At 70.0% G+C, this 13682-nt stretch carries 15 protein-coding genes; 8 read left to right on the forward strand and 7 right to left on the reverse strand.

Going from position 1 to position 13682, the window contains the following annotated elements:
- Window positions 1–63: 63 nt before the first annotated feature.
- Window positions 64–1182: a lipid II:glycine glycyltransferase FemX gene (locus OHA91_RS19290; protein ID WP_030025757.1), complete on the reverse strand. Its 1119-nt coding sequence runs from the start codon at window positions 1180–1182 to the stop codon at window positions 64–66.
- Window positions 1183–1323: 141 nt separating this feature from the next.
- Window positions 1324–1626 carry a hypothetical protein gene (locus OHA91_RS19295; RefSeq protein ID WP_030839351.1) on the reverse strand — a complete coding sequence of 101 codons (303 nt, stop codon included), beginning with the start codon at window positions 1624–1626 and terminating at the stop codon, window positions 1324–1326.
- Window positions 1627–1876: 250 nt separating this feature from the next.
- Here OHA91_RS19295 and rpsF point away from each other — a divergent pair, with 250 nt between their 5' ends.
- From rpsF to rplI, 4 genes are all read left to right on the forward strand, one after another.
- The gene (gene rpsF, locus OHA91_RS19300) at window positions 1877–2167 is read left to right on the forward strand and encodes a 30S ribosomal protein S6 (RefSeq protein ID WP_004950685.1); all 291 of its coding nucleotides are present in this window, start codon (window positions 1877–1879) and stop codon (window positions 2165–2167) included.
- Between the two features lie 72 nt (window positions 2168–2239).
- Window positions 2240–2833, forward strand: a complete 594-nt coding sequence (locus tag OHA91_RS19305) for a single-stranded DNA-binding protein (protein WP_031156060.1) — start codon at window positions 2240–2242, stop codon at window positions 2831–2833.
- 42 nt (window positions 2834–2875) lie between these two features.
- Window positions 2876–3112 carry a 30S ribosomal protein S18 gene (rpsR, locus tag OHA91_RS19310; protein WP_005315025.1) on the forward strand — a complete coding sequence of 79 codons (237 nt, stop codon included), beginning with the start codon at window positions 2876–2878 and terminating at the stop codon, window positions 3110–3112.
- 18 nt (window positions 3113–3130) lie between these two features.
- On the forward strand, window positions 3131–3577 hold the full coding sequence (gene rplI, locus OHA91_RS19315) for a 50S ribosomal protein L9 (protein WP_031156063.1): 447 nt from the start codon (window positions 3131–3133) through the stop codon (window positions 3575–3577).
- 141 nt (window positions 3578–3718) lie between these two features.
- Here the strand turns inward: rplI and OHA91_RS19320 are convergent, their stop codons facing one another.
- On the reverse strand, window positions 3719–5056 hold the full coding sequence (locus OHA91_RS19320) for an MATE family efflux transporter (protein ID WP_031156065.1): 1338 nt from the start codon (window positions 5054–5056) through the stop codon (window positions 3719–3721).
- A gap of 452 nt (window positions 5057–5508) precedes the next feature.
- On the opposite strand from OHA91_RS19320, the gene dnaB reads away from it, so the two are divergent.
- On the forward strand, window positions 5509–6972 hold the full coding sequence (gene dnaB / locus OHA91_RS19325; RefSeq protein ID WP_031156067.1) for a replicative DNA helicase: 1464 nt from the start codon (window positions 5509–5511) through the stop codon (window positions 6970–6972).
- Between the two features lie 9 nt (window positions 6973–6981).
- Window positions 6982–8367 carry a serine hydrolase domain-containing protein gene (locus OHA91_RS19330; protein WP_328739662.1) on the forward strand — a complete coding sequence of 462 codons (1386 nt, stop codon included), beginning with the start codon at window positions 6982–6984 and terminating at the stop codon, window positions 8365–8367.
- A gap of 16 nt (window positions 8368–8383) precedes the next feature.
- Here OHA91_RS19330 and OHA91_RS19335 read toward each other — a convergent pair whose 3' ends face one another.
- Genes OHA91_RS19335 through OHA91_RS19345 form a run of 3 tightly spaced genes read right to left on the reverse strand, consistent with a single transcriptional unit; the run spans window position 8384 to window position 10962 of the window.
- A complete protein-coding gene (locus OHA91_RS19335) occupies window positions 8384–9532 on the reverse strand; it encodes a winged helix DNA-binding domain-containing protein (RefSeq protein WP_266499460.1) in 1149 nt (382 codons plus the stop codon).
- Between the two features lie 59 nt (window positions 9533–9591).
- The gene (locus OHA91_RS19340) at window positions 9592–10053 is read right to left on the reverse strand and encodes a GNAT family N-acetyltransferase (protein ID WP_031156074.1); all 462 of its coding nucleotides are present in this window, start codon (window positions 10051–10053) and stop codon (window positions 9592–9594) included.
- Window positions 10054–10068: 15 nt separating this feature from the next.
- Window positions 10069–10962: a GNAT family N-acetyltransferase gene (locus OHA91_RS19345; protein WP_107064800.1), complete on the reverse strand. Its 894-nt coding sequence runs from the start codon at window positions 10960–10962 to the stop codon at window positions 10069–10071.
- A gap of 151 nt (window positions 10963–11113) precedes the next feature.
- On the opposite strand from OHA91_RS19345, the gene OHA91_RS19350 reads away from it, so the two are divergent.
- Entirely contained in the window at window positions 11114–11764 is a 651-nt protein-coding gene (locus tag OHA91_RS19350; protein WP_031156079.1) for an HAD family hydrolase, read from the forward strand.
- A gap of 120 nt (window positions 11765–11884) precedes the next feature.
- Window positions 11885–13093 carry a globin domain-containing protein gene (locus OHA91_RS19355; RefSeq protein WP_078959536.1) on the forward strand — a complete coding sequence of 403 codons (1209 nt, stop codon included), beginning with the start codon at window positions 11885–11887 and terminating at the stop codon, window positions 13091–13093.
- Between the two features lie 57 nt (window positions 13094–13150).
- On the opposite strand, the gene OHA91_RS19360 is transcribed toward OHA91_RS19355, so the two are convergent.
- A complete protein-coding gene (locus OHA91_RS19360) occupies window positions 13151–13630 on the reverse strand; it encodes an NUDIX domain-containing protein (protein WP_031156081.1) in 480 nt (159 codons plus the stop codon).
- Window positions 13631–13682: the final 52 nt, after the last annotated feature.

Here is a 13682-nt window from a genome sequence, read left to right on the forward strand (position 1 = left end):
TCTCCTATGCAGCTGCGTGGTGCAGCGGGACTGTGTGGGGGAAAGCGGGTGGATCTGGGTGGGTCAGCGACGCGACATGTAGATGTCGAGCGCCTTGTGCAGCACCTTGTTCAGCGGGAAGTCCCACTCGCCGACGTACTCCACGGCTTCGCCGCCGGTACCGACCTTGAACTGGATCAAACCGAACAGGTGGTCGTTCTCGTCCAGCGTGTCAGAGATTCCGCGAAGGTCGTAGACGCTCGCACCGAGTGCGTACGCGTCGCGCAGCATGCGCCACTGCATCGCGTTCGAGGGCCGGACCTCACGCTTGTGGTTGGCGGAGGCGCCGTAGGAGTACCAGACGTGCTGGCCGACGGTGAGCATCGTGGCGGCGGCCAGCGGCTCTCCCTCGTGCGTGGCGATGTACAGGCGCATCCGGTTGGGGTCCTCGGAGTTGAGGGCCGTCCACTGGCGCTGGAAGTAGCTGAGGGGGCGCGGGCGGAACTTGTCGCGCTCGGCCGTGATCTCGTAGAGGTGCTGCCAGGTCGGCAGGTCGTCGTAGCCGCCCTGGACGACCTCGACGCCGGCCTTTTCCGCCTTCTTGATGTTGCGGCGCCACAGCTGGTTGAAGCCCTTGAGGACGTCGTCCAGCGAGCGGTTGGCCAGCGGTACCTGGAAGACGTAGCGCGGCTGGACGTCGCCGAAGCCGGCGCCGCCGTCCTCGGCCTGCTGCCAGCCCATGCGGCGCAGCTTGTCGGACACCTCGAAGGCGCGCGGCTCGATGACCGAGGCCTCCACGTCGCGCAGGCGCTTCACGTTCGGGTCCTGGATGCCGGCCTTGATGGCGGCCGAGTTCCAGCGGCGGATGACGACGGGCGGGCCCATCTTCACCGTGAAGGCGCCCTGCTGCTTGAGGTGGGCCAGCATCGGCTGGAGCCACTCCTCCAGGTTCGGGGCGTACCAGTTGATGACCGGCCCCTCGGGGAGGTAGGCGAGGTAGCGCTTCACCTTGGGCAGCTGGCGGTACAGCACGAGTGCCGCTCCGACGAGTTCCTCGGACTCGTTGAACCAACCGAGGTTCTCGGAACGCCACTCGTTCTTCACGTCGGCCCACGCCGGGACCTGGCAGTGGCTCGCCGAGGGCAGGCTCTGGAGGTAACCCAGATGCTGCTCTCGGCTGATGGTCCTCAGGGACAGGCTCATGCGGGGCGTCTCCTCGGCGGCTTCGCTGGCTATGGCGCGAAGCCTACTGCGACAGGGGCGCCACCCTTCTGGGGGACGGGCCGTGGGCCCGGGCCGGTGTGCCGCCGGCGCCCCGCCGCGGAGGTGCCCCGGGCGGCCCGGTCAGCCCCCGAAGAGGCCGCCGTGGAACATGCCGAGGTAGAAGCCGATGGCAGACGCGCCAAGGCCGATGATCAGCGCGAAGCGCTCGCGTGTCGTGACGGAGACGAACTGTCCGTACGCACCGGTCAGGATTCCGATCAGCCCGGCCCACGAGCTGATCAGGTGCAGGTTGTGGAAGAAGGCCGTGACGAACGCCACGGCACCGAGGGTCAGGGTGACCGCCATCAGGGCGTCCTGCAGCGGGTGGGGCTTTCCGTCGGTGGAGAGCAGGGAGATCTGAGGTGACCGCATTGCCTGTGCCATCGGAAGGCACCTCCTGGCTGAAGCTGGCGGTGCTGCGGGCTGCCTCCGGCAGGGGGCCGAGGGCATAGCACCGAGCACACCCGATGGATACAGATTGTGGACCTCTCCTGCCGGATTTCAACCGGAAGGACGCGAGCAGGTAGTCTGTACAGCTGCGCGGTGTCTGCTCTGCGGACGCCGTGCTCACGCATCACGACCCTCCTGCCACGGAACGACCGTGGCCGCTGAGTCCAAAGGAGGTGGGTTCCACATGCGTCACTACGAAGTGATGGTCATCCTCGACCCCGATCTCGAGGAGCGCGCTGTCTCCCCGCTGATCGAGAACTTCCTTTCCGTCGTCCGTGAGGGCAACGGAAAGGTCGAGAAGGTCGACACCTGGGGCCGTCGTCGTCTCGCTTACGAGATCAAGAAGAAGCCCGAGGGCATCTACTCGGTCATCGACCTCCAGGCCGAGCCTGCGGTCGTCAAGGAGCTTGACCGACAGATGAACCTGAACGAGTCGGTTCTCCGGACCAAGGTCCTTCGCCCCGAGACCCACTGAACTTCGGTTCAGCGGTAATCGGGATCGAGTAGCACAGCAGCCCAGCAGCAATCCCCGCCGAGAGGTTCATCCATGGCAGGCGAGACCGTCATCACGGTCGTCGGCAATCTCGTCGACGACCCCGAGCTGCGCTTCACCCCCTCGGGTGCGGCGGTCGCGAAGTTCCGTGTCGCGTCCACCCCCCGCACCTTCGACCGTCAGACCAATGAGTGGAAGGACGGCGAGAGCCTGTTCCTGACCTGCTCGGTGTGGCGGCAGGCGGCGGAGAACGTCGCCGAGTCCCTTCAGCGAGGCATGCGCGTCATCGTGCAGGGCCGGCTGAGGCAGCGGTCGTACGAGGACCGTGAGGGTGTCAAGCGCACGGTCTACGAGCTGGACGTCGAGGAAGTCGGCCCCAGCCTGAAGAACGCCACGGCCAAGGTCGCCAAGACCACCGGTCGCGGTGGTCAGGGTGGATACGGCGGCGGCGGTCAGCAGCAGGGCGGCGGCGGCGGTGGCTGGGGCGGAGCCCCCAGCGGCGGCCAGCAGGGCGGCGGAGCTCCCTCCGACGACCCGTGGGCGTCCAGCGCGCCGGCCGGTGGCCAGCAGCAGGGCGGCGGCGGGGGCGGTTGGGGCGGAAGCTCCGGCGGTTCCGGCGGTGGCTACTCGGACGAGCCGCCCTTCTAGGGCAGCTCCATCCAAACTTCTTGATCACACAGGAGAGACACAATGGCGAAGCCGCCTGTGCGCAAGCCTAAGAAGAAGGTCTGCGCGTTCTGCAAGGACAAGACCGCTTACGTGGACTACAAGGACACGAACATGCTGCGGAAGTTCATTTCCGACCGCGGCAAGATCCGTGCCCGCCGCGTCACCGGCAACTGCACGCAGCACCAGCGTGACGTCGCCACGGCCGTGAAGAACAGCCGTGAGATGGCGCTGCTGCCCTACACGTCCACCGCGCGATAAGGAAAGGGTGACCGACTAATGAAGATCATCCTGACCCACGAGGTTTCTGGCCTCGGTGCCGCCGGCGATGTCGTCGACGTCAAGGACGGTTACGCTCGCAACTACCTGGTCCCGCGTGGTTTCGCGATCCGCTGGACCAAGGGTGGCGAGAAGGACGTGGCGCAGATCCGCCGCGCCCGCAAGATCCACGAGATCGCGACCATCGAGCAGGCCAACGAGGTCAAGGCCAAGCTCGAGGGTGTGAAGGTCCGTCTGGCCACCCGCGCGGGTGACGCCGGTCGTCTCTTCGGCTCCGTGACCCCGGCCGACATCGCCACGGCGATCGAAGCTTCCGGTGGCCCGAAGGTCGACAAGCGCCGCGTCGAGCTGGGCTCCCCGATCAAGACCCTCGGTTCGTACCAGGTCTCCGTGCGTCTGCACGCCGACGTGGCCGCGAACGTGGGCATCGAGGTCGTCGCCGCCTAAGGGCTGCACGTGAAGGGCCGCACCCCGGTGGGGTGCGGCCCTTCGCCGTTTCCTGAGCGTCTCCGGCTGGGGCCGCGGCCTCGGCGGGCGGTGTTTCACGTGAAACATGGCGACGGCTGCGCGACGTTTCACGTGAAACAACTACCGGGTGGCGCCCGCGATCGCCCATCGGCCGGAGCGGGCACGCAGCTGAAGGGTGACCATCCGAACCAGCATCATCAGGGTCATGGCCCACCAGAGCGTCGTCAGACCGCCACCCAGGACCGGGACGAGCAGTGCGACCGGGGTGAACACGGCAAGCGTCACGAGCATTGCCCGGGCCAGGTAGCGGCCGTCGCCCGCACCCATCAGGACCCCGTCCAGCACGAAGACGATGCCGGACACGGGCTGGGAGAGCGCCACGACCAGCAGAGCGGGCAGTAGTGCGCTCTCCACGGCCGGGTCGCTGGTGAACAGCGGAATGAACACGGGGCGGGCCAGGACCACCAGCATGCCGAGCACGATGCCCGTGGCGATGCCCCACTGCACCATCCGGCGGCAGACGGCCTTCGCGCCGTCCGTGTCGCCCGAGCCCAGGTAGCGGCCGATGATCGCCTGGCCTGCGATCGCGATGGCGTCCAGGGCGAAGGCGAGCAGGCTCCAGAGGGAGAGCAGGATCTGGTGGGCCGCGATGTCGGCGTCGCCGAGTCGGGCGGCCACGGCGGTCGCGATCATCAGGATGGCGCGCAGGGACAGGGTGCGGACCAACAGCGGGGCCCCGGCCTGGGCGCAGGCGCGGATGCCGGCGGTGTCGGGACGCAGCGAGGCGCCGTGCCGTCGGGCCCCGCGGACGACCACGAAGAGGTAGGCGGCCGCCATGGCGCACTGGGCGAGGACGGTGCCCCAGGCGGAGCCGGCGATGCCGAAGCCCGCACCGTAGACGAGGGCGACGTTCAGGACCGCGTTGAGGGCGAAGCCGCCGATGGCGACGTAGAGCGGCGTGCGGGTGTCCTGGAGGCCGCGGATGACCCCCGTGGCGGCCAGGACCACGAGCATCGCCGGGATGCCGAGGGCGGAGATCCGCAGATAGGTGATCGCGTGCGGGGCGACGCTGTCCGAGGCTCCGAAGAGGGAGATCAGCGAGGGTGCGGCGGGCAGCACCACGGCGATGACGGCGACGCCGAGCAGGAGGGCCAGCCAGATGCCGTCCATGCCCTGCCGGATGGCTGCCGGCAGGTCTCCGGCACCGACCCGGCGGGAGACGGCCGCGGTGGTTGCGTAGGCGAGGAAGACGAAGACGCTCACGGCCGTGGTGAGCAGGGCGGCGGCGATGCCGAGGCCGGCCAGCTGGGGGGTGCCGAGGTGTCCCACGATGGCGCTGTCGGCCATCACGAAGAGGGGCTCGGCCACGAGGGCGCCGAAGGCGGGGACGGCGAGTGCGAATATCTCTCGGTCGTGCCGTCTCGGCCCCGCCGTGGGTGCTGCGAGGGCCTGTGTCATGCGCCCAATCTAATCTTCCACAGGTAACGGATGCAATCTCGTATCGATCCTTACCGGTGCGCTGACTTGGGCGTTCCTCCCGCCTCGTTGGAGGCGTTCTCGAAACCCGGGCGGAGAATTTTCTCCCCCACTGCCAGTGGAAGACGAAATCCCAGGTCAGATTGGGTAAGGGGGTGTCCCGGGTGATTTTGTCCACAGCGTCGTCCCCCGGTCCGTGCACAGCTTCGGGGGAGTTACCCACAGCATTGGCGCCGTCGTCCACATCTCATCCACAGAGCCTGTGGATAACAAGATTGGCTGACGCCGCTCGCGGCCCTACCGTGGTGCGTTGCCCGACTCGCCGACAGCCGATTCGGGTGCCCCAAATGTCAGAGCCGTGTCGTAGAAAGAGTCGCACGGCGAGGTCCGCGTTGCGGACGGGAGGAGGCGGCCCGGTGAGCATGCCCGAGCCCATGGACGACCCCTGGGCCGACAGCGGTCCAAGTGACCGTCTGCCCGCCCGTCCGCGCCGTAACAGCGAAGGCCGGGGCCGCGGCGACGAGCAGCACGACCGGGGTCGCGAGGGCGGCTCCTGGGACGGTGGCGGCGGCGGCTTCGAGCGCGTCCCTCCGCAGGACCTCGATGCCGAGCAGTCGGTCCTCGGCGGCATGCTCCTCTCCAAGGACGCCATCGCCGACGTCGTCGAGGTCCTCAAGGGCCACGACTTCTACCGGCCCTCGCACGAGACGATCTACCAGGCCATCCTCGACCTGTACGCCAAGGGCGAGCCGGCCGACCCGATCACCGTCGGCGCCGAGCTGACGCGGCGCGGCGAGATCAGCAAGGTCGGCGGGGCCTCGTACCTGCACACGCTGGTCCAGTCCGTGCCGACGGCGGCGAACGCCGAGTACTACGCGGAGATCGTCCACGAGCGGGCCGTCCTGCGCCGCCTCGTCGCCGCCGGTACGAAGATCACGCAGATGGGGTACGCGGCCGACGGCGACGTCGACGAGATCGTCAACAGCGCCCAGGCCGAGATCTACGCCGTCACCGAGCAGCGGACCTCCGAGGACTACCTGCCGCTCGGCGACATCATGGAGGGCGCCCTCGACGAGATCGAGGCCATCGGTTCGCGCAGCGGGCAGATGTCGGGCGTGCCCACCGGCTTCACCGACCTGGACTCCCTGACCAACGGCCTGCACCCGGGCCAGATGATCGTCATCGCCGCCCGTCCGGCCATGGGAAAGTCCACGCTCGCGCTGGACTTCGCCCGGGCCTGCTCCATCAAGAGCAACCTGCCCAGCGTGATCTTCTCCCTCGAAATGGGGCGCAACGAGATCGCCATGCGCCTCCTGTCGGCGGAGGCCAGGGTGGCCCTGCACCACATGCGTTCGGGCACGATGACGGACGACGACTGGACCCGGCTGGCCCGCCGGATGCCGGACGTCTCCGCCGCCCCCCTCTACATCGACGATTCCCCCAACCTGTCGATGATGGAGATCCGGGCCAAGTGCCGCCGGCTCAAGCAGCGCAACGACCTCTCGCTCGTCGTCATCGACTACCTCCAGCTCATGCAGTCGGGCGGCTCGCGCCGTCCCGAGAGCCGTCAGCAGGAGGTCTCGGACATGTCCCGAAACCTGAAGCTCCTGGCGAAGGAGCTGGAGGTCCCGGTGATCGCGCTCTCCCAGCTCAACCGTGGTCCGGAGCAGCGAACCGACAAGAAGCCGATGGTCTCCGACCTGCGTGAGTCGGGCTCGATCGAGCAGGACGCCGACATGGTGATCCTGCTCCACCGCGAGGACGCCTACGAGAAGGAGTCCCCTCGTGCCGGTGAGGCCGACCTGATCGTGGCCAAGCACCGTAACGGCCCCACCGCGACGATCACCGTGGCCTTCCAGGGCCACTATTCGCGCTTCGTGGACATGGCCAACACGTAGCATCCGATCATGGATGAGCTTGCCGAGGACCGTGAACTGCTCCCCGCCACCCGGCGTGCGCTGAGGCACCGGATCGCCGTCGCCCAGAGTGCGGGCCGGGCGCCGTCGGTCGTGGCGGCCGTTCTGCGCGGCGGGGAGGTGGTCTGGGAGGGCTCCCGGACCTCCGTCGAGGGGCACGGCCCGGACGGGAACGTGCAGTACCGGATCGGGTCGATCAGCAAGACCTTCACCGCCGTCCTCGTCATGCGGCTGCGGGACGAAGGGCTGCTCAGGCTCGAGGACCCGCTGGAGGAGCACCTCCCGGGAACCACCGTCGGCCGGGTGACCATCGCCCAACTGCTGGCCCACACCGGCGGGCTGGCCGCGGAGACCCCCGGCGAGTGGTGGGAGCGCACCCCCGGCGAGCAGCGGCCCGAGCTCGCCGACGTACTGGGCGAGGAGCCCTTCAAGCTCACCCCGGGCAGCAGGCACCACTACTCCAACCCCGGTTACACACTGCTGGGTTCGCTGGTGGAGGCGCTGCGCGGCAAGCCCTGGGAAGAGGTCCTGAGGGCCGAGGTGCTGGAGCCCCTCGGCCTGGACCGTACGAGCGGACGGCCGCAGGCCCCGCACGCGGGCGGCTGGGCGGTGCACCCGTGGGCCGACGTGATGATGCCCGAGCCGCTCGAGGACCTGGGGCTGATGGCCGCGGCCGGTCAGCTGTGGTCAACGACCCGGGACCTCGCACGGTTCGCCGACTTCCTGCTGCGCGGTGACGAGCGGGTGCTGAGCACGGAGTCCGTACGGGAGATGCGCCGGCCGGCAGCGCCTCCGGAGCCCGGGTTGGCCGATCTCGGCTACGGGCTGGGGATGCAGCTGCTGGCCCAGGGCGCACGCCGGCTGGTGGGCCACAGCGGCTCGCTGCCCGGGTTCGTCGCGGGGCTGTGGCTGAGCGAGGCCGACGACGTGGCGGCGGTCGTGCTGGCCAACTGCACGTCGGGGCTGCCGGCTGCGGCCGTGGCCGCCGACCTCGTCGGGATCGTGTCGGATGCCGAGCCCCCGTTCCCGCGGCCGTGGCGGCCGTTCCGGGAGGCGGATCAGGCGCCTCTCGAGCTGTGCGGCCCCTGGTACTGGGGGACTTCGGCCCAGGTGGTGCGGCTGCTCGCGGACGGCTCGCTGGAGCTGGGGCCGGTCGGCGGGACGGGGCGTACGGCCCGGTTCCGGTCCGAGCCCGACGGCAGCTGGACCGGGCTGTCCGGGTACTACGCAGGCGAGACGCTGCAGGCGGTGCGCCGGGAGGACGGCTCGGTGAGCCACCTCGATCTGGCGTCCTTCGTGTTCACGAGGGAGCCCTACGACGCCGGCGCCCCGGTGCCCGGCGGGGTCGACCCGCAGGGCTGGCGCGGCATCGGCTGACGGCCGGGGGACCGTCTCAGGCGACGAGTTCACGCTCCAGCGGAGTGCGGAAGCGCGGGGTGACGCGGGCGTCGCCCACCCAGGCGGCGAGGCGGGAGGCCTCGGCGGTGATCGCACTCTCGGCGGTGCGGCCGGGGTCGCACAGCAGCCGCCAGGCGATCTCTCCGTCCGGGCGCTGGGCCCAGCCGCCGACGATCTCGCCGTTCCACCACACGGTGGGGCCGATGTTGCCCGCGTAGTCGAACAGGGCTGGTCTGTGGGCGGCCTCGAGATGGAACCCCCGGTCGGCCCAGCCCATGCCGGTGGGGTCGAGTGCGGGCAGCAGCGCCGCCCAGGGCTCGGGAGCCGGCTCGGGCGCCGTGTCCCCGGGACTGACGAGGGCGGTGCTGCCGTCATCGAGGCGCACCTGGTCGGGACCGACGGCCGCGAGCGCCTTGCGGACGTCCGTCAGGGTCCAGCCGGTCCACCACTTGAGGTCGGCCTCGGTGGCCGGGCCGTATGCGTCCAGCCAGCGGCGGGCGATCTCCGCGCGGGCCTCCGCGGCCGGTACCGCGGGCCAGGGCGCGGTGTGGACCCAGCGGAACTGGCTGGAGGTCCACGATCCGCGCGGCCGGTCCCGGCGGATCCGGCCGTCTGCGGCCAGCAGGCGGATGACCCGGGTGGCGACGCCCTGCTCCGTCTCGTACTTCTTGCCACGGCTGATGGTGATCTTCTGGCGCAGGGCGGGCACGGCGGTGGACAGCTGACTGCCGGTGAGGGGACCGCTGGCGTCGAGGGTGTCCAGCGCGGCGGTCTCCGCCCGGGCCAGCCACGCGGCGTCGAGTCCCTGCCCGTCCTCGGCGAGGTGCTTGAGGAAGGTGCGGCGCTCCTTGACGGCGATGGCACGGGCGGTCGACGCGTCGACGTACGGGGCGAGTTCCGTCGACACCGCGAAGAGGGTGTTGCGCATGCTGAGCAGCCGCACGAGGCGGACGTCCTCGTAGAGCGCCTGCTCGACCGCGCCGGGGCCGCCCTGGGCCAGCCGGGCCCGCGCGGAGAGGAAGACGGTCGCGGCGTCGGCGGCTTCCGCGACCGTCGCGGCGCGGGCCGACGGAGCAAGGCGGTGGCGTCGGCCGAGCCGGTTCCGCCGCTCGGTGGCGCTGATGAGGGGGAGACTGGCGCTCATCTTCCCGATCGTAGGCCGGGCCGCCGACACAGCGGCCCGGCCCGGCCACATGCGGCCGGTCAGAGCTGGAGCTTGAACCCGACGTGCGACGCGGTGAACCCGAGCCGTTCGTAGAAGCGGTGGGCGTCGGTCCGGGTCCCGTCCGACGTGAGCTGGACGAGCGTGCAGTTCTCGGCACGGGACTTCTCGATCGCCCACTCGATGAACCGGGTGCCCAGCCCGCTGCCGCGCTCGTCCGCGTGGACGCGGACGCCCTCGATGATGGCGCGGGTGGCTCCCTGGCGGGAGAGGCCGGGGACGATCGTCAGCTGGAGGGTTCCCACGACACGGCCCGCCCGGACGGCGACGACCACATGCTGGTTCGGGTCGCCGGAGAGACGTTCCAGGGCCGTGCGGTACGGGGTGAGGTCCTCCGGGGACTCACGGGTGGCACCGAGCGGGTCATCGGCCAGCATGGCGACGATGGCGGGCAGATCGGCCTCGGTCGCGGGCCGGATCGCCGGCTCGGGGGTGTCGGTCACGATGGCAGTCCCTTCTCAGCCCGCGGCCACGGTCAGCGGCGCCCAGCGGCGGGTCCAGTCACCGGGCAGGTCGGGGATGTCCCGGGCCATGACGGCGTTGAAGGCGACGGACTCCAACCCGCGTTCCTTGAGCCACGCGAGCAGATCCTCGTGCCGTACGTCGACATCGGTGCGCAGCGCACGGTCCGTGCCTCTGGCGAGGGCGGTGACCAAGGACTTGGCGGTGTCGGTGTCACGGGCGATCAGCGGGCCGACGACATGGGTGTGCATGTTGGGCCAGGCCGCGGCGTATCCGGTGAGCGTGCCGTCGCCGCTTCTGTCCTCGGAGACCAGCAGCTGATCGGCGAAGGCGGGCAGCCGCGTGATCATGTGCGTGCGGTCGGCGCCGAAGACCTCGGCGTCCAGGCGCAGGATGCGCGGGAGGTCCTCTGCGACCGCCCGCCGGACCAGAGTCGTGCCGTGCGTGTCGGAGGTGCCTTCCTCCCGGAAGGTGCCCACCAGCATCTCGGAGCGGCCCGTGGTCTTGAACCCGAGCTCTTCGTAGAGCGGGCGCCCGTAGGGCGTGGCGTGGAGGGTGAGTGGGACGCCCTTGAGGGCGTCGTTGCAGACATGGGTCATCAGGGCGCGCCCCAGACCCTGACGGGCATAGCGGTCGGCCACGAGAACCATGCCGACGGCGGCGAGTCCGGGGCCGGCGGGGATGCTGCCGTACCGGGTGACGACGCAGGCGGCGGCGAGGCCCCGGCCGTCCGGGGCGTCGACGCCGTAGCCGTTCCCTGCCGCGAGCAGCAGTCCCCACTTGTGGTCCTCGCGGAGCCAGCCACGATCTTCGGACAGGTCGGCGCAGCGGTGGAGATCGTCCACGGTCAGCGCCCGGATCGGCAGATCGGTGATGTGTGGTGGTGTCACCGGCCCAGACTGGATCATGGACCGGGAGTCGTCCAGAGGATTTGGGGTCGATGTTTCACGTGAAACATGGGCGCCCGGGCGGTCACGCCGGACGGTGTTTCACGTGAAACACGGTGTTTCACGTGAAACGAACCCACTAGCCTCGACGGCTATGACGCGCCTGCACCTCTTCGACCTCGACGGAACGCTGATGTACGGCTCGGCCGCTCCGGTGGAGATCTCCCGCCAGCTCGGGCTGAGCGCCGAGATCGCCAAGCTGGAGCGGTCCTTCGTCGCACGCGAGATCGGGCCGCACCAGTTCTCGGTGGCGGTGCACGCACTGTGGGCCGAGCTGACGCCGGCGCACGTCAGGGCGGCGTTCGACGGGGCTCCGTGGCTCGCAGGGATCCGGGACGTCTGGCAGGAGATCCGGCAGCGCGGAGAGTACTGCGCGGTGGTCTCCCTGTCGCCGTCCTTCTTCGTGGAACTGCTGCTGGAGTGGGGCGCTCATGCCGCCCACGGGTCTGTATTCCCGGAAGTGCCGTTCACCCGGCCCGTGGAGGCGGCCGGGATCCTGACCCCCGAGGCCAAGGTCATGGTCGCCGACCGGCTGTGCGAGCAGTTCGGCGTGACGCGGGGCGACTGCGTGGCGTACGGGGATTCGGGGACCGACATCCACCTTTTCGAGGCGGTGTCCGTTTCGGTGGCGGTCAATGCCCGACCGCACCTGGCCGCGCGCGCGACCCATGTCTACGAGGGACGGGATCTGCGGGAGGTATACCAGCTCGTGGCGGTGGCACGCCCGGGAGTTGACGCATCTTAGGAGGAAAGTGGGTTCGAAACGCGGATTTTCCGCGTTTCCCCGCAGGCCTCTGGGGCGGGTGGCACGCTGTGAAACCGGGAACCACGGATTCATGACCGTGGCGTGTGCAGACCGACCGAGATGCTCGAAGCGAGGCACCGCATGGACGCTCCGCCCACCAGATCGGCCAGACGCGAAGCGGCCCGGATACCCTCCGAGGGCGGTACGGCCGAGCCCTCACCGGATGCCGTACTCATCCGCCGGACCCTCGCGGAGATCGCCCCGGTCGCCGACAGGGTGACCTCGTACTTCTACGCTCTGGTCTTCACCGGGCACCCGGAAGTACGGGGGATGTTCCCGGCGGCCATGGACACGCAGCGCGACCGGCTGCTGAAGGCGCTCCTGACGGCCGCCGAGCACATCGACAACCCCGAAGTACTCGCCCCCTACCTCTGCCGACTCGGCACCGGGCACCGCAAATACGGCACCATGGCCGGTCACTACCCCGCGGTCGGCGAGGCCCTCGTCGGGGCGCTGGCCCGGTTCGCCACGCAGAGCTGGGGGCCGGAGACCGAGGCCGCGTGGGTGCGGGCGTACACCGCGATCTCCCAGATCATGATCGACGCCGCGGCTGAGGACGAGGTGAAGGCCCCCGCGTGGTGGCACGCGGAGGTGGTCTCCCACGACCTGCGCACCCCGGACATCGCCGTGCTGACCGTCCGCCCCGACCAGCCCTACGCCTTCCTGGCCGGCCAGTACGCGAGCCTGGAGACCCCGTGGTGGCCGCGGGTGTGGCGGCACTACTCCTTCGCCTCGGCTCCCCGGGCCGATGGGCTGCTCTCCTTCCACGTCAAGGCCGTCCCCGCGGGCTGGGTCTCCAACGCACTGGTGCGCCACGCCCGCCCCGGGGACGTGCTGCGCCTGGGGCCGCCGGCCGGGTCCATGGTGGTGGACCACACCACGGACAACGGGATGCTGTGCCTGGGCGGGGGCACCGGTATCGCCCCGATCAAGGCGCTGATCGAGGATGTGGCCGGACACGGGGAGCGACGCCCGGTGGAGGTGTTCTTCGGGGCGCGCAGCGACAGCGACCTCTACGACAAGGACACCCTGCTGGGGCTGCAGCGTTCGCACCCGTGGCTGTCGGTCCGGCCGGTGGTCGGAGACGGGCTGGCCGGACAGCTGCCGCACGCCGTGGGTGAGCACGGGCCGTGGAGCTCGTACGACGCGTTCATCTCCGGCCCGCCCGCGATGATCCGCAGCGGGGTCGACGAGCTGCTGCGCATCGGCATTCCAGGCGAACGGATTCGGCACGACGCGGTCGAGGAACTGGCGGGCATCGCCGGGTGAGTCCGGCGGGCAGGGCCGGTCCGGGACCGGCGGCAGCCCACCGGCCCCGGAAGGGCTTCAGCCCAGGTCGGGCGCGTGCATGGCGCGCACGCCCTCGATATTGCCGTCCAGGTAGTGCCGTAGGGACAGCGGGACGAGGTGGACCGCGGCAATGCCCACCCGGCTGAAGGGCACGCGGACGATCTCGTACTCGCCCTCCGGCTCGTCGACCTCGGGGCCGTGCCGGAGGCTGGGGTCCATCGATTCGAGGCGGCAGACGAAGAAGTGCTGCACCTTCACGCCGGTCACCCCGCCGCCAGCGATGTGCTCGACGGTGTCGACGAAACAGGGCACGACATCGGTGATCTTCGCGCCGAGTTCTTCGTGGACCTCTCGGTGGAGGGCGTCGACGACGGTGGCGTCCGAGGACTCCACTCCCCCGCCGGGGGTGAGCCAGTACGGGTCGACGCCGGGCTTGGTGCGCTTGATGAGGATCAGGTCGTCACCGTCGAGCAGGATCGCGCGAGCGGTGCGTTTGACCACGGGACGTTCGGTCATGGGAGAAGAGTGGCCCACCGCTCCGCTTCTGAAACGCGCCACGGGCCGGAAA

The sequence above is a fragment of the Streptomyces erythrochromogenes genome (assembly GCF_036170895.1).
GTDB classification, from domain to species: domain Bacteria; phylum Actinomycetota; class Actinomycetes; order Streptomycetales; family Streptomycetaceae; genus Streptomyces; species Streptomyces erythrochromogenes.

What these genes read in the sequence shown, in the direction of transcription:
- rpsR (WP_005315025.1), top strand. Translation starts at nt 2,876, where the DNA reads ATGGCGAAGCCGCCTGTGCGCAAGCCTAAGAAGAAGGTCTGCGCGTTC.
- OHA91_RS19350 (WP_031156079.1), top strand. Translation starts at nt 11,114, where the DNA reads ATGACGCGCCTGCACCTCTTCGACCTCGACGGAACGCTGATGTACGGC.
- rplI (WP_031156063.1), top strand. Translation starts at nt 3,131, where the DNA reads ATGAAGATCATCCTGACCCACGAGGTTTCTGGCCTCGGTGCCGCCGGC.
- OHA91_RS19330 (WP_328739662.1), top strand. Translation starts at nt 6,982, where the DNA reads ATGGATGAGCTTGCCGAGGACCGTGAACTGCTCCCCGCCACCCGGCGT.
- rpsF (WP_004950685.1), top strand. Translation starts at nt 1,877, where the DNA reads ATGCGTCACTACGAAGTGATGGTCATCCTCGACCCCGATCTCGAGGAG.
- OHA91_RS19295 (WP_030839351.1), bottom strand. Translation starts at nt 1,626, where the DNA reads ATGGCACAGGCAATGCGGTCACCTCAGATCTCCCTGCTCTCCACCGAC.
- OHA91_RS19360 (WP_031156081.1), bottom strand. Translation starts at nt 13,630, where the DNA reads ATGACCGAACGTCCCGTGGTCAAACGCACCGCTCGCGCGATCCTGCTC.
- dnaB (WP_031156067.1), top strand. Translation starts at nt 5,509, where the DNA reads ATGGACGACCCCTGGGCCGACAGCGGTCCAAGTGACCGTCTGCCCGCC.
- OHA91_RS19290 (WP_030025757.1), bottom strand. Translation starts at nt 1,182, where the DNA reads ATGAGCCTGTCCCTGAGGACCATCAGCCGAGAGCAGCATCTGGGTTAC.
- OHA91_RS19320 (WP_031156065.1), bottom strand. Translation starts at nt 5,056, where the DNA reads ATGACACAGGCCCTCGCAGCACCCACGGCGGGGCCGAGACGGCACGAC.
- OHA91_RS19305 (WP_031156060.1), top strand. Translation starts at nt 2,240, where the DNA reads ATGGCAGGCGAGACCGTCATCACGGTCGTCGGCAATCTCGTCGACGAC.
- OHA91_RS19355 (WP_078959536.1), top strand. Translation starts at nt 11,885, where the DNA reads ATGCTCGAAGCGAGGCACCGCATGGACGCTCCGCCCACCAGATCGGCC.
- OHA91_RS19335 (WP_266499460.1), bottom strand. Translation starts at nt 9,532, where the DNA reads ATGAGCGCCAGTCTCCCCCTCATCAGCGCCACCGAGCGGCGGAACCGG.